The sequence below is a fragment of the Neobacillus sp. SAB-20_R2A genome (assembly GCF_049568635.1).
Taxonomy (GTDB): domain Bacteria; phylum Bacillota; class Bacilli; order Bacillales; family Cytobacillaceae; genus Neobacillus; species Neobacillus citreus.
Map to the genome: position 1 here is coordinate 4330616 of NZ_CP145895.1, position 18470 is coordinate 4349085.

General features: G+C 42.0%; 17 protein-coding genes. 2 read left to right on the top strand and 15 right to left on the bottom strand.

What is annotated here, in order from left to right; all coding sequences use genetic code 11:
* Window positions 1-9: 9 nt before the first annotated feature.
* From lpdA to V5M37_RS21210, 5 genes are all read right to left on the bottom strand, one after another.
* Window positions 10-1431, bottom strand: a complete 1422-nt coding sequence (lpdA, locus tag V5M37_RS21190) for a dihydrolipoyl dehydrogenase (protein WP_423799036.1) — start codon at window positions 1429-1431, stop codon at window positions 10-12.
* A 21-nt stretch (window positions 1432-1452) separates the two neighbouring features.
* Window positions 1453-2556 carry a butyrate kinase gene (gene buk / locus V5M37_RS21195; RefSeq protein ID WP_423799037.1) on the bottom strand — a complete coding sequence of 368 codons (1104 nt, stop codon included), beginning with the start codon at window positions 2554-2556 and terminating at the stop codon, window positions 1453-1455.
* A 105-nt stretch (window positions 2557-2661) separates the two neighbouring features.
* Window positions 2662-3765 carry a branched-chain amino acid dehydrogenase gene (gene bcd / locus V5M37_RS21200; RefSeq protein ID WP_378584019.1) on the bottom strand — a complete coding sequence of 368 codons (1104 nt, stop codon included), beginning with the start codon at window positions 3763-3765 and terminating at the stop codon, window positions 2662-2664.
* Between the two features lie 35 nt (window positions 3766-3800).
* Entirely contained in the window at window positions 3801-4700 is a 900-nt protein-coding gene (yqiS, locus tag V5M37_RS21205; protein ID WP_423799038.1) for a phosphate butyryltransferase, read from the bottom strand.
* Between the two features lie 131 nt (window positions 4701-4831).
* Window positions 4832-6907, bottom strand: a complete 2076-nt coding sequence (locus V5M37_RS21210) for a sigma 54-interacting transcriptional regulator (protein WP_423799039.1) — start codon at window positions 6905-6907, stop codon at window positions 4832-4834.
* 169 nt (window positions 6908-7076) lie between these two features.
* Here V5M37_RS21210 and V5M37_RS21215 point away from each other — a divergent pair, with 169 nt between their 5' ends.
* A complete protein-coding gene (locus V5M37_RS21215; RefSeq protein WP_423799040.1) occupies window positions 7077-7325 on the top strand; it encodes a DUF2627 domain-containing protein in 249 nt (82 codons plus the stop codon).
* 12 nt (window positions 7326-7337) lie between these two features.
* Here the strand turns inward: V5M37_RS21215 and V5M37_RS21220 are convergent, their stop codons facing one another.
* Window positions 7338-8066, bottom strand: a complete 729-nt coding sequence (locus tag V5M37_RS21220; RefSeq protein WP_423799041.1) for a glycerophosphodiester phosphodiesterase — start codon at window positions 8064-8066, stop codon at window positions 7338-7340.
* Between the two features lie 35 nt (window positions 8067-8101).
* On the opposite strand from V5M37_RS21220, the gene V5M37_RS21225 reads away from it, so the two are divergent.
* A complete protein-coding gene (locus V5M37_RS21225; protein WP_423799042.1) occupies window positions 8102-8242 on the top strand; it encodes a YycC family protein in 141 nt (46 codons plus the stop codon).
* Between the two features lie 56 nt (window positions 8243-8298).
* Here V5M37_RS21225 and spo0A read toward each other — a convergent pair whose 3' ends face one another.
* The 9 genes from spo0A to xseA form a co-directional block, all read right to left on the bottom strand.
* The gene (gene spo0A, locus V5M37_RS21230) at window positions 8299-9093 is read right to left on the bottom strand and encodes a sporulation transcription factor Spo0A (RefSeq protein WP_423799043.1); all 795 of its coding nucleotides are present in this window, start codon (window positions 9091-9093) and stop codon (window positions 8299-8301) included.
* Between the two features lie 271 nt (window positions 9094-9364).
* A complete protein-coding gene (gene spoIVB, locus V5M37_RS21235; RefSeq protein ID WP_423799044.1) occupies window positions 9365-10654 on the bottom strand; it encodes a SpoIVB peptidase in 1290 nt (429 codons plus the stop codon).
* Window positions 10655-10776: 122 nt separating this feature from the next.
* The gene (gene recN / locus V5M37_RS21240) at window positions 10777-12465 is read right to left on the bottom strand and encodes a DNA repair protein RecN (RefSeq protein ID WP_423799045.1); all 1689 of its coding nucleotides are present in this window, start codon (window positions 12463-12465) and stop codon (window positions 10777-10779) included.
* A gap of 16 nt (window positions 12466-12481) precedes the next feature.
* Window positions 12482-12931, bottom strand: coding sequence for a transcriptional regulator AhrC/ArgR (gene ahrC, locus V5M37_RS21245; RefSeq protein WP_213120243.1), 450 nt, complete (start codon window positions 12929-12931; stop codon window positions 12482-12484).
* Between the two features lie 141 nt (window positions 12932-13072).
* Entirely contained in the window at window positions 13073-13903 is an 831-nt protein-coding gene (locus V5M37_RS21250) for a TlyA family RNA methyltransferase (RefSeq protein WP_213144909.1), read from the bottom strand.
* A 3-nt stretch (window positions 13904-13906) separates the two neighbouring features.
* Complete coding sequence (gene dxs, locus V5M37_RS21255) at window positions 13907-15802, bottom strand: 1-deoxy-D-xylulose-5-phosphate synthase (RefSeq protein ID WP_423799046.1); 1896 nt, start codon at window positions 15800-15802, stop codon at window positions 13907-13909.
* A 158-nt stretch (window positions 15803-15960) separates the two neighbouring features.
* Window positions 15961-16854 carry a polyprenyl synthetase family protein gene (locus tag V5M37_RS21260; RefSeq protein WP_423799047.1) on the bottom strand — a complete coding sequence of 298 codons (894 nt, stop codon included), beginning with the start codon at window positions 16852-16854 and terminating at the stop codon, window positions 15961-15963.
* A 2-nt stretch (window positions 16855-16856) separates the two neighbouring features.
* Window positions 16857-17090 carry an exodeoxyribonuclease VII small subunit gene (locus V5M37_RS21265; protein ID WP_423799048.1) on the bottom strand — a complete coding sequence of 78 codons (234 nt, stop codon included), beginning with the start codon at window positions 17088-17090 and terminating at the stop codon, window positions 16857-16859.
* Window positions 17080-18435, bottom strand: coding sequence for an exodeoxyribonuclease VII large subunit (gene xseA / locus V5M37_RS21270; RefSeq protein ID WP_423799049.1), 1356 nt, complete (start codon window positions 18433-18435; stop codon window positions 17080-17082). Before xseA ends, V5M37_RS21265 begins: the two co-directional genes overlap by 11 nt.
* Between the last annotated feature and the right edge of the window lie 35 nt (window positions 18436-18470).

The window sequence follows — 18470 nt, forward strand, 5'->3', positions numbered from 1 at the left end:
CCCAAAAACTTATCCATGTATGGCCTTCCCATCAACAGCCAATGCCGCCTCGCCAATTGCTTCCGAAAGGGTTGGATGAGGATGGATGGTGTGGGCAATTTCCCATGGTACAGCATCAAGCACCATTGCAAGGCCGGCTTCCGAAATCATATCAGTAACATGAGGACCAATCATATGCACCCCTAAAATATCATCGGTCTCCTCATCAGCAATAATTTTAACAAATCCATCTGCTTCACCGAATACAAGGGCTTTCCCAATAGCACGGAAAGAAAATTTCCCCACTTTTACTTTATGCCCATTTTCCTTTGCTTGATTCTCTGTAATACCGACACTGGAAACCTCGGGACTGCTGTAAATGCATCTGGAAACTAGGTCATAATTAAGCGGTGACGTTTTTTCACCAGCAATATGCTCCACAGCAATAATCCCTTCATGGGAGGCAACATGGGCAAGCTGCAGCCCGCCTATCACATCACCAATGGCATATATATGGGATTCTTTTGTTTGAAAAACCTCATTCGTTACAATAAAACCTTTTTCAATTTGAATCTCTGTATTATCAAGTCCAATGCCCTCTGTATTGGCCTGCCGCCCTACTGATACAAGCAGCTTTTCCGCTTTGAACTCTTTCACCGAACCCTTTACCTCTGCCGAGATGGCCACTCCATTATCTTTCACCAATGTTTCAGGAAGAACTTTTGCGCTTGTGATAATATTAATCTTCCGCTTCTTCATCAAACGCTGCATTTCTTTCGAAATCTCGTGATCCTCCGTCGGTATAATTCGGTCTGCATACTCAAGAACAGTTACCTCTACGCCAAAATCGGAAAGCATCGAGGCCCACTCAATTCCAATTACTCCCCCCCCCACAATAATGATCGAGCTGGGAAGGGCTTCAAGCTGAAGGGCTTCATCAGAGGACATGACGTATTCGCCGTCAATGTCAAGACCTGGCAATGTCCGCGGTCTTGACCCGGTCGCGATAATGACATTCTTCGGGATGAGCATTTCATTTTCAGAACCATTGTTCATTTCAACGGAAATGGTCCCTGGCATCGGCGAAAAAATAGAAGGTCCCAATATCCGGCCAATTCCTTCAAATACATCGATTTTCCCCTGCTTCATTAGATGCTGGACACCTTTATGCAACTGGTCAATAATTTTGTTTTTTCGTTCTTGAACCTTGCCAAAATTAACCGAAACTTCTCCAGTGATCACACCGAATTCATCGCTGCGCTTTGCTGTTGCAAACACTTCCGCACTCCTGAGCAGTGCCTTACTTGGAATACAGCCCTTATGAAGACAGGTACCTCCAAGTTTGCCTTTTTCAACAATTGCCGTTTTCAAACCAAGCTGTGAGGCGCGGATCGCCGCTACATAGCCGCCGGTCCCTCCGCCAAGTATGACTAAATCATATTCTTGTGCCATTTGGTTCCCTCCCAAATTCCCCTAAATTTTCACTGTTTTAAATTTCCCTGGATAATCCTTAACCTCTTCTTCGCCGAGTAAGACACGAAGTGCCCCTTCCGCTAACGCCTGCAGCTCATTTTCACCCGGGTGGACAATTACGTCTGCAATCCATTTAATCCGATCAATAATTGATTTTACAAATTCTTTACCATATGCCAAGCCGCCTGTTAAACAAATAGCATCTACTTTTCCGGACAGAACAGCGCTGGCAGAGCCAATTTCTTTTGCCACCTGGTATGCCATTGCCTCATAGATCAGCTTTGCCTCCTGATCTCCAACCGCGATTCGTTGCTCAACCTGCAGTGCATCATTTGTACCAAGGTATCCGACAAGCCCGCCTTGGCCGACCAGCTTTTTCATCATTTCTTCCCTGAAATATTCACCTGAATAGCATAAAGCAACTAAATCACCCGCCGGAACTGTTCCGGCACGCTCCGGACTGAAGGGGCCATCGCCATGGAGGCCATTATTGACATCGACGACCCTGCCCTGTTTATGTACTCCGACAGTAATTCCGCCCCCCATATGGGTAACAATCAAATTTAATTCGTTGTATTTTTTTCCAAGCTCTTTGGCAGCCCGTCTGGCGACAGCTTTTTGATTTAACGCATGAAAAATGCTTTTTCTTTCGATTAATGAAAAGCCTGAGATTCTGGCGATGGGGTCAAGCTCATCGACAACAACCGGGTCGACGATATAGGAAGGAATATTAAGTCCCGAAGCTATTTCAAAGGCAATGATACCGCCGAGATTAGATGCATGCTGACCGGAATAACCTTTCTTAAGGTCTTCTAGCATTTGGCTGTTAACTGCATATGTTCCGCCCTCAATTGGACGAAGCAAGCCGCCCCTACCACAGACAGCATTTAATTTCGAAAGATTGATTCCTTCATGATCCAGTGTCTCCAAAATCACATTTTTTCTGAATTCATACTGGTCAATAATATTAGCAAAAGTATTAAGAATCTCCATGTCATGTCGAAGGTTTTTTTCAAAAATGGAAATTTCATTATCGAATACTCCAATTTTTGTGGAGGTGGAACCGGGGTTAATGACGAGAATTCGATATTCTTTATTTGGCAACGGATAAACCTCCAATTTACTTCTGAAACACTTGACTTTCGAATATTAAAGGCAAAGACGCTGAATTTCCCCATTCAGCGCTTTGCTAAAGTATTTCAGTTGTTTCTATCTGGTTCTTCTTCTACTTAAAATATTGTGGCCATTTTGCAGGAATTGGCTTCTGGAATTGCGTATTCTTTCAATCCGTTCCTCTGCCATGCGGTCTGCTGCCACGTAGGTTGGAATACCATCCCGCTTAGAAATTTCAATCACTTTTTCAATGCTGTTGTAGATGGTTTCTACTTTTTTCATAGCGCGCTCATAGTTATAGCCATATAATTCATCCGCAACGTTAATGACTCCGCCCGCATTTATGACGTAATCAGGTGCATATACGATTCCCATTTCATGAATGAGGTCGCCATGACGAGTTTCCTTTAATTGGTTATTAGCAGAACCAGCAATTACTCTTGCTTTCAATTGTGGGATCGTATCGTCATTAACCGTTGCACCTAGCGCACATGGAGCATAAATATCACACTCTACTCCATAGATTTCATTTGGGTCCACTGCACGGGCGCCAAATTCTTCTACTGCACGGTTAACGGCTTCCCTATTTATATCAGTAACGATTAACTGGGCACCTTCTTCATGTAAATGACGGCAAAGACTATAAGCTACATTTCCAACCCCTTGGATTGCGACTACCTTTCCTTCAAGGGAATCAGAACCAAATGCTGCCTTCGCTGCGGCTTTCATTCCACGGTATACACCATATGCCGTTACCGGAGAAGGATTTCCCGATGAACCGAATGCGGGAGAAATACCAGTAACATAGTCGGTTTCTTCATGGATCAAGTCCATGTCCGCAACAGTTGTTCCAACGTCTTCCGCTGTAATATAGCGTCCATTTAAGCCCTGAACATAACGCCCGAAAGCACGGAACATTTCTTCGTTTTTATCCTTGCGCGGGTCGCCGATGATAACCGTTTTACCACCGCCAAGATTTAATCCTGCTGCCGCATTTTTGTATGTCATCCCTTTAGCAAGTCTTAGCGCATCTTCGATTGCCGCTTCTTCTGATTCATATGTCCACATCCGTGTACCGCCAAGTGCTGGTCCCAAGGTTGTATCATGAATGGCAATAATCGCTTTTAATCCGGATTGTTTATCCTGGCAGAACACTACCTGCTCATAATCATATTGCTCTAGGTATTTAAAAATTTCCATATTAATTCCTCCTCTGAAAAATAAGCGTACTTGTACTATACAGAACACAATGCCAATGCCAGCGAATATAGCTTGCTCTCAGCCGAATCAGCTCTTGAAGTCAAGACGATTGGTGCTTTTGCTCCAGAGATGACGGCACCCACTTTGGCATTTGCAAAATAAATTAATGATTTATATAAGGCATTTCCCACTTCAATCGCAGGTACCAATAGAATGTCAGCTTCCCCTGCAACCTCGCTTTGAATCCCTTTGTGCTCGGCAGCAAGTGTAGAGATGGCGTTATCCAATGCAAGCGGGCCATCAATAAGGCAGCCTTTTATTTGTCCCCTTCTGTTCATCATGGTTAACGCAGCAGCATCCAAGGTTGCCTGCATGGCAGGGTTTACTTCTTCGACTGCCGCAATGGGCGCGATCTTTGGGGTTTCAATCCCAATAGCCTTAGCCAGGGCAACAGCGTTTTTGGCAATTTGTACTTTCAGCTGTAAATCAGGAGCAATGTTCATAGCTGCATCCGTTACGATAATAAACCGTTCAAATCCGGGCACTTCGAATACAGCCGTGTGAGATAGCACACTCCCTGTCCGTAAGCCAAATTCCTTATTTAAAACTGACTTTAAAATAATATTAGTAGGAAGATTCCCCTTCATTAACACATGAGCCTCTTTGCTTGAGACCGCTTTAACAGCGGAATCAGCCGCTTCGGCTAATGAGGCAGTATGGATAATCGTAAGACGATTCTCGCTATTTGCATCTATTCCTTTCAATTGAAGGATGGACTTGATTTTTTCTTGATCACCAAATAGTAAAAAATGTGCCAAGTTACGATTTAGCGCATCAAGGACTGCTTCAATCACTTCCTTGTCTTCTGCAGCCGCAACTGCAACTGTTTTAGCATCATTTTGGGTTGCTTTGTCAATCAATGTTTCAAGCAGCAAGCTATCATCAACCCTTTCACCTTTCCTGCAACTCCATATATTTAATATGCAATAATCATGCCAAAGCTCTTTTTATGAAAACGCTTTATTTAACAGAATGTAAACATGCAAAAAATTTCACACCTTGAAATTTATTGCATGCTATTATTTTCAAGATTGTATTTTTCTAGCTTATAATATAAGTTTCTCACTGAAAGTCCAAGGGCTTTCGCCGTTTGTGTTTTATTTCCGTTGAGACGGGCCAATGTTTGCAGGATAATCTTTGCCTCATGTTTTTCTATCATTTCTGATAATGTGCCCTCCAAAGAGATGGAACCCTGTATCCAATCATCGGAATGATCATTATGTACCATATTACTTGTTAGTTGTGGCAAATGAGGGACATCAATGAGCGTTTCGGAATAGTTCATAAAAATAATCGCTCTGCCAAGTATATTCTCCAGTTCTCTGACATTCCCCGGCCAGTCATATTCCATCAAAAAATGTAAAGCAGGAAGCGTAATCCCTTCTACGTTCCGGCCATAATCACGGTTAATTTTTTGAATCAGCCGTTCTGATAATGAGGGGATCTCCTCTTTCCGTTTTCTCAATGGGGGAATGTGGATAGGCATACGATTCAAACGGTAGTATAAGTCTTCCCTAAAGCTTCCCTTCGCAATACCCTTTTCTAAATTGACATTAGTAGCTGCAATGATTCGTACGTTGATAGTCATTGGTTTAGTTCCACCTACACGGATAATTTCATTTTCCTGCAGAACTCGGAGGAGCTTCGCCTGGGTATTGGCCGACAGCTCGCCTATTTCATCAAGAAAAATACTTCCGTTATTAGCTTCCTCAAACAGCCCTCGCTTCCCTCCCCTTATCGCTCCTGAAAACGCCCCCTCTTCATAGCCAAACAGTTCACTTTCAAGCAGCGATTCGGATATAGCTGCACAATTCACTCGGATAAACTTGTTATATTTTCGGTCGCTCGCATTATGGATCGCATGGGCAAACAATTCTTTACCTGTCCCTGATTCACCGCGCAGCAGAACTGTTGCAGGGGTTTTTGCTCCCAATTTGGCCTGCTCAATGGCAAGCATCATTTCATCCGATTTTCCGATAATGTCCTCAAATGTATATTTTGCTTCAAGCTTACGAATCAACTGCCTGGCCCTGTTCAATTCCCTGCTTAGCGATTTCATTTCTGACATATCATGGATGACCCCGACGCTGCCTTTCAATTTTCCGGTTACGATGATTGGCGCCACATTGACGATGACTTCCCGTTTGTGCGGTCCTACCCGCATTGGCACACCTCTCACAGCCCTTCTCGTTTGCAGTACCTTCATGTGCATGCTTTCACCTTCGGAAATATCAGCTGTTGCAGGTTTTCCGATTACTTCCTCCTGCGTGAGGCCTGTTAATCTTGTGTAGGCGGGATTAATAAGGATTCCCCGGCCCTCTTCATCCACGACGGAAATGGCATCGTCACTAGAATGAATAATCGCTTGGAGCATCGTCTGAATCTCTTTTAAATCAGTGATTTCCTCTGCAAGCTTTACCACTTCGGTTATATCCTTAAAAACGGCGAGAGCACCGATTAAAGTTCCATTCTCCTCAACAATCGGAATCCTAGTTGTGATAATCTTGCGGCCATTCCCCAAGACCATCTCCTGATTTGTTTCGATTCTTCTAGTTTGCAAAATAATCGGCAGCCGGCTATGGGGGATGATTTCTGTGACATACTGCCCGATTGTCTCCTCTTTGTCTACCCCCATCATTTCTTCGGCTCTTCGATTAAAAAGAATGATATATCCATGATGGTCAATAACCACCATTCCATCATTGGTCGAATTAAAGATAAGCTCCTGAAGATAGGATTCATATTGATGCTTTTCAATTAGCTCTTCTTTTTCTTCCATTAATTTAGAGACAAGAAAGGCGACACTGCCTGGGATTAAAATCGTTTTTTGACTCTTTTCGTTTCGTAATTTTTGAAAAACGTTTTCATCGCCTGTTACTTCAATGATGATGTCAAGGTTTTCGGTTATAAATGGCTGCCAATCCGTTCCGGTTTTGATTCCTTCCTTTTGGGCTAAAAGGATACCGGGGGCGTCTAAGTTCCGGTCAATTACGACAGAGACATTAAGCACTTCCGATTCTTTTAAAATTTTTAAGATGGCACTTCCGCCTTTTCCGGCCCCGACTATCATGATATTTTGCATGAAATCCGCCCCTATGTATCAAAGTACGCAAAATTTTTCTATTCTAGATTGATTATTATGCAATTTTTTTCAGATTAATTGTAAACCGTAACCCGCATCTTGACAAATTAAAACCATGTACTATTATTTTTATGTGATATGCTTAAATAAAAAGCGGAAGGATATTTTTATGAAGCGGATTATTGCCCTCATCATTTTAGTCATCCCTGGATTTTTGGCAGCGGTTGGAATTAAATTAATGCGTGACATGACCTTTGGGGTTCTGCAAGCACCCTTTCCGAAATTATGGCTTCAATTTATCGTCGGATTACTCTTACTTTTAGGCGGTTTAGGTTTTGTAGCAGGATTTATCCTTTATCGCGACCGTAAACGAAATAAGGTACAGGCTCGATTTAAGGATGCGAGAACTAAAAAATAAAAGAGGCCGTGGTCACGGTCTCTTTTCATACTGTTTTCGAACCTTTCTAGCCTTAACCGGGTTATCTGTGATAATTGCTGTACAATTCACATTAAACAAACGATGCATATCCGCCTCGCGATTAACCGTATACGGTCGTACAGCGATACCATTTTCCATTGTCATTTTGACAATTTGATCCGGTATTGTAGAATGCTTTGGATGAATTCCACTGGCCCTTATTGATTGCGAATAAATCCACGGCATGTATATGCTTTCGATAAAAAGAGGGGCTGTTTCAATTTCCGGCGCTAAACGATATGTGTTAACAATGCTATAATGGTTGAAGGAAGAAATGATAATCCGATCCGACAGATTATATTTCCTTACCATTTCTATCACCTTTTGTTCCATTCCTTCATATGGAATAAGACCGTTCTTAAACTCAATATTGCATAAGAGCTTGTTTGTTTTCATCCATTCCAGAACTTCTTCCAAAGCTGGAATTGGTTCTTTTTTAAATCCTTTGTTATTGGCGTTAAATTTCCTGATTTCTTTGTATGAAAAGTCTTTCACAAAGCCATTCCCATTTGTAGTCCGATCAATTTTTTCATCATGAATAACAACGATTTCGCCATCACTTGTTAATTGGACATCAAGCTCTAACCCGTCAGCACCCGCTTTTTCAGCCGCCAGAAAGGAACTCATTGTATTTTCAGCATGCGTTGCGGAAAAACCGCGGTGAGCAAATATTTGTGTCATTTTTTCACTTCCTTAAACAGATTGGAGGGTCTTGTATGAAACCTTTACAAATATCACCTGAAACTGCAGTCAAACTGGCCGAAAAACTAAAAGTCCCACTAGAACAGATTATGCATATGCCACAGCATATTCTCATTCAAAAATTAATAGAATTGGAAAAAGATAAAATGAACTAGAAAAATTGCACAATAAAAAGCCTCAAACTAATGAGGCTTTTTTATTATTATTCCTTTCAAGAAGCCTTATGCTCCAGACGCAGTTTATCAGCCACCATCGCAATGAATTCGGAATTAGTCGGCTTTGCTTTGGACATGCTGACGGTATAGCCAAATAGGGATGAAATGGAATCAATATTTCCTCGGCTCCACGCTACTTCAATGGCATGGCGGATGGCCCGTTCCACGCGGCTTGCGGTTGTATTATATTTTTTTGCAATATCAGGATATAACACTTTTGTAATCGAGCCGAGCAGTTCTATATCATTAAATACCATCGAAATGGCTTCGCGCAAATATAAGTACCCTTTAATGTGAGCAGGTACACCAATTTCATGGATAATGCTTGTGATGCTGGCATCGAGATTCTTTGGTTTTGCATCCGGCTGTGTTCGATAGGTGGAGGCGGAACCCTTCCGTGCGGAGAATGAGCTTCTGCTGCCGCTGACCTGACGAATGTGGCTGCCTAAATTCTCCATATCAAAAGGCTTTAGGATAAAATAGGAGGCACCAAGCTCCACTGCTTTTTTCGTAACATCTTCCTGGCCAAAAGCTGTTAACATAATGACATTTGGCAATACTCCTTTTTTCAACTCGCGAAGGCGCTCCAGTACTGCCAGCCCGTCAAGATGAGGCATGATAATATCAAGAACAAGCACATCTGGGTCAATCGTGTTTAACATATCCAGGCATTCCTGGCCATTATGGGCTACACCTGCCACTTCCATGTCATCTTGAGAAGAAATGTAATCCTCCAATAACCCTACAAGTTCTCTATTGTCATCCACGACACATACTTTTATCTTCTTCAACTCCGGTTCCTCCTCAACTTATCACAATACTCTATCTTGTAAATGTCAAAAATCCTCTAATTCTATTCTAAATTAGAAATTCGACAATGCAACAAAAAATCCTCTCATTTTTTTAATATTTCTTAAAATAGTGATAAAATCTTATCTTTTCTTAATTTTTCTCGTTAATTCGACTAAAAACGCCATTTTTCCAAATTATAACTAATTTTTGTCGAAAAATCTATATCAAAGAAAAAGCAAAATAGGAAAGTTATCCCATTTTGCTTATCATTTAACTTGCTTTATTTTTCGGCATTTCGTATATGTTAATTCCGGCTTCATTTAACATCCATTCAATGTGAACCCCGTAACCGGAGGTCGGATCATTCACAAACACATGGGTGACAGCGCCGATTAATTTTCCATCCTGAATTATTGGGCTGCCGCTCATTCCTTGGACGATTCCACCTGTTTTTTCAAGCAGTTTTGGATCGGTCACTTTGATGACCATGCCTTTTGTCGCCGGAAACTTTTGCGGAATTGTACTAACAATTTCTACGTTAAATTCTTCTACTTTGTCATCATTGACCACTGTCAAAATCTTAGCTGGCCCTTCTTTTACCTGATGGGATAAGGCAATTGGCAGTGGTTTATCCAATATTCCATTTTTTAATTCTTTGTTCAATTCACCAAAAATTCCAAAAGGACTATTCTTTTTAATATTTCCTACAATTTCACGATCTGATGAGAAACGGGCCAGTTTTTCACCGGGGTCACCGTTGCTCCCCTTTTCAATGGAAGTCACCGTAGAGCGGACAATTTGTCCATCTTCTACGACAATTGGCTGCTTTGTATCCATATCCGAGATAACATGACCAAGCGCACCATATTTCTTCGATTGCGGGTGAATAAATGTCATCGTTCCGATGCCCGCAGCCGAATCCCTTATATACAAACCAAGTTTATAGCTGTTTTCTCCTTTATCCTTCAAAGGAGTCAATTTCGTTGTAAATTTACCGCTTTCACGGCTGATTGCCATTTCAAGCGGTTTTCCATCCTGCCCTGCACTTTGAACGAATGGCGCGACATCAGCCATTTTTTCAATCTTATTTCCATTAATTTCTGTAATGATATCGCCAATTTTTATTCCTGCAATTTCGCCTGGAGATTTCTTTCCGTTTTCAGTATTGACTAGGTGGTGACCAACCACTAATACGCCAACTGTATTTAATTTTACACCAATCGACTGTCCGCCAGGAATCACTCGAAAATCCTTTAAGACGTTTACATCGACCTTTTTAATGGGGATACCTGCAAATTCTAATAGCATTTCGTTCTTACCGTTTTCCGATGCTTTTACAGCGACTGAATGGTTTTCCTGATCAAGTGTGATATTAGAATTGGGTGATTGGACCGTAGCTGAAACAAATGCAGCCTTTTTAAAGCTAAAATCCTGCCCCTCAAAAAGGGTAATATTCTTCGGAACACTTACATACTCACGCATAGGCTGAAAAAAAATAAGGCTGAATAATGAAACAAGGAGAATTCCACCAATTATTTTTCTAACGATTTCTAATTTCAAATCTTTTCACTCTCCTCGCTTCTTTTTCTGCAATTGAAATGGCTACATCTATAATTTTGCCTCCTTGACAACCATTTATAACTTTGTTCTATATAAAAAAGCTACCCAAGATGGATAGCTTTTCAAATTTTTTTATTTTCTTCTGCCATTTGCAATAATTCTTTCGCATGTTGCTTCGTTAACTCCGTAATTTCGGTCCCCGAAATCATGCGGCCAACCTCTTTTATTTTTTCTTGTTCATTTAGCGGCTTAACCGAAGTCGTCGTTCTTCCACCCTTAATCAGTTTCGATATATATAGGTGAGTATCCGCCATCGCTGCAACCTGCGGCAGGTGGGAAATACATAAAACCTGTGAATTTACTGATACTTTATAAATCTTTTCAGCAATCGCTTGGGCAACCCTTCCGCTTACACCCGTATCAACTTCATCAAAGATAATCGAAGTAACTCCCTGATGTTTGGAAAAAATACTTTTTAACGCCAGCATGATGCGTGATAGTTCCCCTCCGGATGCCACTTTTGACAATGGCTTTAGCGGTTCGCCAGGGTTTGTGGAAATATAGAACTGAACATGGTCTATTCCTGTTTTTGAAAAATGCTGGGGCTCTGTTTCGATTCGTATTTCAAAAACAGTTTTTTCCATATACAATTCCTTCAGCTCTGTATGTATAAGACCAGTGAGGTTCTTAGCCCACTTTTGCCTAAGGGCGGATAATTCTTTTGCCTCTAGAATTAAATCCTTATTGATGGAAGCCAATTCTTTTTCCAATTCACTGATATGCGTTTCTTTATTCTGCAATGTTTCAATTTCTTCTTCTATTTTTGCGGCATATTCTAATATTTCCTTAATGCTTCTGCCGTATTTTCGTTTTAATTGGTTAATTTCATTCAGGCGGTCTTCGATTTCGTGTAATCTTTGCGGATCAAATTCCATGTCATCCATTTCATTTCTTAAGGAACGAGCCGCATCTTCCAACTGATAATAGCAATTTGATACTAGTTCATATAATGCTTTATAGTTGCTATCAAGGGAACCGGCATCCTCAAGATGGCCCATAGCCATGCCAATCCAGTCAAGTCCTTTTTGCTCGCCGTTTAATGCGGAATAACTTAATTGAAAAGCCCCATAGACCTTTTCAAAATTCGCCAATTTCCTTTTCTCCTCAGCTAATTCTTCATCTTCATGGAGCTTTAAATCGGCTTTTTGAATTTCATTTAACTGAAAAAGAATCAAATCTAGACGATGGGCCATCTGCTGGTCGTTTTCACTTAACGCTTTAAGTTTCTGGCGCGTCTTCTCAAAGCGTGCAAAAACCTCCTGGTACTCTTCTAAAGAGGCGACGATTTCTTCTGCTCCAAATTGGTCGAGAAGCGGCAGATGCCTCGTTTCATCCATCAGTTCCTGATGTTCATGCTGGCCATGGATATCAACAAGAGCGGAACCGATTTCCCTTAATGTTGAAATGGTTACGAGCTTACCGTTTATACGGCAGACGCTTTTGCCAGAGCGGGAAATATCCCGCCGCAATATGACCATACCTTCCTCTATATCAATGCCAAATTCAAGCGCCTTTAAGTAGACCGGATGCTGAGGTTCGTCAATTTGAAACAAACCTTCGATTTCTGCCTTATCTTCGCCATGTCGGACAAATTCAGCCGACCCTCTACCTCCTGCTAGCAAATGAATGGCATCAATTATAATCGATTTTCCCGCGCCCGTTTCCCCCGTTAAAACAGTTAAACCTTTTTCAAAAGAAATCGTTAAGGCTTCGATAATCGCGAAATTTTTAATCGATAGTTCTGACAACAAGAGACTCTCCCCCAAATTAAAGCATATCTAAAAAACGCTTTGTAATAACCTCTGTATCCTCCGGTGTCCGGCAAATAATCAGCATCGTATCGTCACCGCAGATGGTTCCAAGAATTTCATCCCAATCAAGGTGATCAATCAGCGCGCCAATTGCCATTGCGTTGCCGGGAAGACACTTCATCACGAGCATATGGCCTGCCGAATCAATACGGACAAAGGCATCCATTAAAGCCCGTTTCAATTTTTGCTGCGGATTAAACCTTTGGTCCGCAGGCAGGCTGTATTTATAACGCCCGTCGCTTAACGGAACTTTTACCAAATGCAATTCTTTTATGTCACGAGATACTGTCGCCTGGGTTACGTTATAACCGGCACTTCTTAGTTCCTCGACTAACTCATCCTGCGTTTCAATATCATTTCCCGCAATAATTTCTCTTATTTTAATGTGACGTTGACCTTTATTCATTCTTCCACTCCTGTTTAAATAAAAAATGAGCACTTCTACTCATATGTTAGCCCATTTTTGAAGACTTGTACATTTTTTCTTCATAAAAATACAGTAATATACAAAAGCCAAACAAAAAAGGATAGGCATTCGCCCATCCTTTTATTGTTGTTTTGTATGAAATTCTTTATGTGCTTCTTTGACTATTGTCTCAGGTTCTGCAGGCAGGGAGTTAACGCCTGCCTCCCGTTCGCCTACCCATTTAAGGTGAAGAAGAAATTCAATGTTTCCATCCCCGCCAGTAATCGGAGAGAAGGATAAATTGGCTGCCGTATAGCCTTGGGTAATCGAAAAATCAATAATTTTGTCAATAACCTGCAAATGGACTTTTTCATCACGTACGATACCTTTTTTGCCTACCTGTTCACGGCCCGCCTCAAACTGAGGTTTAATTAACGCAATTATGTCGCTGTCCGGGACTAAAAGTGTTTTTAGTACAGGCAAAATTAAGGTTAGGGATATAAAAGAAACGTCGATTACAGCAAAATTGGGCATTTCCCCGCTTAAATCAGCAGGTGTGACATAACGGAAATTCGTTCTTTCCATCACTACCACCCGCTCATCTTGACGCAGCTTCCACGCCAGCTGATTATAACCGACATCCAAGGCATATGACTTCTTGGCGCCATTTTGCAGGGCACAATCAGTAAACCCTCCAGTTGATGCACCAATATCGATCAGAACCTTATCCGTGACACTTACATCAAAAACCTTGAGGGCTTTTTCAAGCTTTAGCCCGCCTCGGCTTACATATGGGAGCACATTTCCCTTTACGCTTAGTGAAATATCAATTTTTACTTTTTCACCAGGCTTATCAAGCCTCTCTTCATTTCCATAAACGAGCCCTGCCATAATTGCCCGTTTGGCTTTTTCACGGGTTTCAAATAAACCTTTTTCCACCAATAATACATCTAAACGCTCTTTATTTTTCATTGATTATGCCCTTTGTTGTTTTTTCCTGGCCAAAATGGAAACCCGTTTCACAACTTCTTCAGTTGTTAACCCGATTTCTTCAAGAAGGGAACCGACATCCCCATGTTCAATAAACTGGTCAGGGATGCCCATTCTGTCAATTTGCGAATAATAATATCCCTTATCGTGTGCATATTCAAGAACCGAGCTGCCAAACCCGCCCTGTAAAACGGCCTCTTCAATGGTGAGTATAGGGATATTTTCGTCCAAGATGCCGCTTAGCATTTTTTCATCCATAGGTTTAATGAAACGAGCATTTACTACCTTTACTGAAATTCCTTGCTTTCCAAGAATTTCAGCCGCTTCCATGGCCATTGGAACAGTCGTGCCAAAAGTCAAAATAGCAGCATCATCGCCCTCTTTTAAAACCTCCCAGGACCCAATCGGAAGACTCTGCAAATCCTCATCCATCGGAACCCCTAAACCATTGCCGCGTGGGAACCTCATGGCAATCGGGCCGTCATCATAGGTCAATGCCGTATAAACCATGTGCTGGCCTTCGTTTTCGTCCTTTGGCATCATTAGCACTATATTTGGAACATGTCTTAGGAAGGCAATATCAAACACACCTTGATGGGTTTCGCCATCTGCACCGACTAGTCCCGCCCGGTCAATACCGATAAAAACATTTAAATTCTGCCGTGCAATATCATGGACCACCTGGTCATATGCCCGCTGCAGGAAGGTCGAGTAAATCGCCAAGAACGGCTTCATATTTTGGGTTGCCAAGCCCGCCGCAACAGTAGCCGCATGCTGTTCGGCAATTCCGACATCATACATTCGGTCTGGGAATTCCTTTGCAAAACCTTCAAGCTTTGAGCCAACAGGCATGGCTGGAGTAATCGCGACAATCCTTTCATCGCTTCGTGCCATCCTGCGCACAGTTTCACTGACAAGACTGCTCCAGGCTGGTGGCTGCTTTTTATTTGGTTTAACAAAATCGCCGGTATCCATTTTATATGGGCCCGTCCCATGCCATGTCCCTGTTTTATCGGTCTCTGCCGGTTTAAAGCCTTTCCCCTTCTTTGTGATTACGTGAAGAAGTACAGGTCCTTCGGTCTTTTTGGCGTAGCTGAAGTTTTCAAATAAATCTTCGAAATTATGGCCGTCAATCGGACCAAGATACGTAAATCCCAGCTCTTCAAAAAACATACCGGAAACCAGCAAATATTTTAGGCTGTCTTTAATGCGTTCCGCAGTAGCAGCCAATACTCCGCCGACTGCAGGCACCTTCTTCAAAAGGACTTCAAGCTCATCCTTGACCCATTGATATTTGCCCGCTGTCCGCAATTGGCTAAGGATGTTATGAAGCGCGCCGACATTCGGGGCAATGGACATCTCATTATCATTTAAAATAACGATCATATCCTTTTTTTCATGGCCGATGTGATTCAATGCCTCGAGTGCCATACCTCCTGTTAAGGCCCCATCGCCAATCACCGGTAAGACAAAGCTCTTTTCCTTTTTTAAGTCTCTTGCAATTGCCATTCCCATAGCCGCCGAAAGAGATGTAGAGCTATGTCCTGTCTCCCACACGTCATGCTCGCTTTCAATCCGTTTCGGAAAGCCGCATAAGCCCTTAAATTGTCTCAACGTATCAAATTCACAGGCTCTTCCGGTTAGAATTTTGTGGACATAGGATTGGTGACCGACATCCCAAAGAATTTTGTCCTTTGGGCTGTCAAAGCATTTATGTAAAGCAATGGTTAATTCAACAACCCCAAGATTTGGACCGATATGCCCACCAGTGGCAGACAGCTTTTCAATCAAGAATTGGCGAATTTCTTGACTTAAAGCCTCCAGTTCTTTATTGGACATCCCTTTTAAAAAGGATGGGTCTTTTATTGATAATAGATCCATTTATGGACCACTCACTTTCATACTTTTTCGTTCTAAGGTGTCTTTACAGATAATGATAAAATAGCCGCTAACACAATCGTGATAACGGCAGATTGACAACGTTTTCCACATGGAAACAATTATAACATACTTAATCTATTGCCTCAAATCACTGCTTTTTAATGGTTTCGGGAAGCGACCAAATCGGTAATTTCCATTAATAATGTCGTATTTAAACCGGTTTTCGCCAGATTTTCTTTGGCTCGATGAGTCTGCTCTCGGAGGGCCGCCTTCGCGCCATCAAGAGATAGCAATTTGGGATAGGTGCTTTTTGAATTGGTTGTGTCACTTCCTACCGGTTTTCCGATTTCTTGCTCATTTCCAACTACATCCAAAATATCATCCTGAATTTGAAAGGCAAGTCCCAAGTGATGGGCGAATGCAGACAGACTCTCTATTTGACTTTGATTCGCTCCGGCAATCAATGCACCAGCTAAAACACTAAATCCTAACAGCTTTCCAGTTTTATGGATGTGAATATATTCAAGTTCCTGAAGGGTCAGGGATTTTCCTTCTCCCTCCATATCCGCCACCTGGCCGCCAACCATTCCTTCCGTGCCGGCTGCCTTAGCCATTTCCACGATTAGTTTTAGTCTTGTTTCAGCAGTAATAGAGTCATTTGGAATATTTCCAAGCACCTCAAAGCTGTAGGTTAACAGAGCATCCCCGGCCAGAGTTGCAACAGCATCACCGAAAACTTTATGGTTTGTCGGCTTTCCTCGTCTAAGATCATCATTATCCATGCTTGGCAAATCATCATGAATTAAAGAATAAGTGTGGATCATTTCAATCGCTGCTGCTGCAGAAAGCCCCTTTTTCGGATCCATTCCAAATGCATCTATTGTAGCAAAAACTAAGAGAGGTCGAATCCTCTTACCGCCTGCTTCAAGGGAATAGATCATAGATTCTTTTATTATCGCCGGTGCATCCAGCTTTCCAACCAGAGAACGAAGATTGCTTTCAAGCAGCTGCTTATATTGTTTTGCAAATGCCTCTAACTGTCCGGTTTCCAAATCTATTCCTCCTCAATCACGGAGAAATTCTCCGTACGTCCATCCTCCGTAATAATTTGCGTTAATTGTTCCTCAACACTTTTCAATTTATCGTGGCAAAGCTTAGATAACTCCATGCCCTCTTTATAATAAATAATCGCTTCCTCTAATGGGACATCTCCTTCCTCAAGCTTCCCGACAAGCTGTTCGAGCTTGTTCATTGCCTCTTCAAAGGTTAACTTTTGTTCATTTGTCACTTTTATCCCTCTCCTTTATCTCTTCCACTTTACAGAATAGACTGCCATCAGTCAGCTGGATTTGGACCTGATCAGACACACTCACTTGATTGACGCTTTTAACAAGTCTGTTATCTTCTGTATAAGACAAGCTATAGCCCCGCTCCATAATTTTTAGAGGGCTAAGCGCCTGCAAGGTCGAAAGCATATGGTCAAAATCAGTTTGTTTTTTAGTCAGGATTTGCTTTAATGCCCGGTTCAATTCTTTATGGGTACGTTCGAGATGTTTTCCTGCTTCCTGCAATGCCTCACTTGGGTGGTTTCGCTCGAGTGATTTATCCAAATTAGTTAACTGCTCATTTTTTAATAAAAATAATCGCGATATGCCGCGCACAAGTCTTTCTGTCTCCTTATCAACCTGTTCAAGCTTTTGTTCATAAAGGCGCTGCGGATAACGAAAAGCATAAGATTTTTGGACGCGATTTAATCGTTCTTTCTCATAGCGGAATTTTTCCTGCATAGCGCGAATAAGTCGTGTTTGCCGCTGCAGGGTTCGATCCAGCAATTCCTCTATATGTGGAACAGCAAGTTCTGCGGCACCAGTCGGAGTAGGTGCCCTTAAATCAGCAACGAAATCAGCAATGGTAAAATCCGTTTCATGTCCAACAGCAGAGATGATTGGAATGGCTGATTGGTAGATGGCCCGAGCCACAAGTTCCTCGTTAAATGCCCAAAGCTCCTCAATCGAACCGCCGCCGCGGCCGACTATTAAAACATCAATGTCTTTATTATTGGCTTTTTCAATAGCCTTTGCAATAGAAGGAGCTGCGTTATCCCCCTGCACAAGGGCAGGAAACACCAGAATATTGACGATTGGAAATCGCCTTTTAATCGTTGTGATAATATCACGGATGGCTGCACCAGTTGGTGAGGTTATGACGCCCACTGTTTTTGGAAACAGAGGCAGTGCCTTTTTTCTCTCCGGTGCAAACAAGCCTTCTGCTTCAAGCCTTTGTTTTAATTGTTCATAAGCGAGAAATAATTCGCCAATTCCATCAGGCTGCATGTCTTTAATATAAATTTGATACTGTCCACTCGGTTCATAAACGGAGATGTCGCCTTTGACAATCACTTTCATCCCATTTTCCGGCTGAAATCTCATTGCCCTGGAGTGGCTTGAGAACATAACAGCTAGAATTCGCGCCTTTTCGTCCTTTAGCGTAAAGTACATATGCCCGCTTGAATGCTGCTTAAAATTCGAAATTTCCCCGCGCACATGAAGATCCCTTAAATGCGGGTCGGCATCAAATTTTCTTTTTATGTATTTGGTTAAAGCATTCACAGATAAATATCTTTGTTCCTGCATAAGTTCTCCTTTTTAAGTCCACAAGATAAAAACTG

What these genes read in the sequence shown, in the direction of transcription:
- lpdA (WP_423799036.1), bottom strand. Translation starts at nt 1,431, where the DNA reads ATGGCACAAGAATATGATTTAGTCATACTTGGCGGAGGGACCGGCGGC.
- bcd (WP_378584019.1), bottom strand. Translation starts at nt 3,765, where the DNA reads ATGGAAATTTTTAAATACCTAGAGCAATATGATTATGAGCAGGTAGTG.
- V5M37_RS21210 (WP_423799039.1), bottom strand. Translation starts at nt 6,907, where the DNA reads ATGCAAAATATCATGATAGTCGGGGCCGGAAAAGGCGGAAGTGCCATC.
- V5M37_RS21215 (WP_423799040.1), top strand. Translation starts at nt 7,077, where the DNA reads ATGAAGCGGATTATTGCCCTCATCATTTTAGTCATCCCTGGATTTTTG.
- V5M37_RS21220 (WP_423799041.1), bottom strand. Translation starts at nt 8,066, where the DNA reads ATGACACAAATATTTGCTCACCGCGGTTTTTCCGCAACGCATGCTGAA.
- V5M37_RS21225 (WP_423799042.1), top strand. Translation starts at nt 8,102, where the DNA reads ATGAAACCTTTACAAATATCACCTGAAACTGCAGTCAAACTGGCCGAA.
- ahrC (WP_213120243.1), bottom strand. Translation starts at nt 12,931, where the DNA reads ATGAATAAAGGTCAACGTCACATTAAAATAAGAGAAATTATTGCGGGA.
- V5M37_RS21250 (WP_213144909.1), bottom strand. Translation starts at nt 13,903, where the DNA reads ATGAAAAATAAAGAGCGTTTAGATGTATTATTGGTGGAAAAAGGTTTA.
- dxs (WP_423799046.1), bottom strand. Translation starts at nt 15,802, where the DNA reads ATGGATCTATTATCAATAAAAGACCCATCCTTTTTAAAAGGGATGTCC.
- xseA (WP_423799049.1), bottom strand. Translation starts at nt 18,435, where the DNA reads ATGCAGGAACAAAGATATTTATCTGTGAATGCTTTAACCAAATACATA.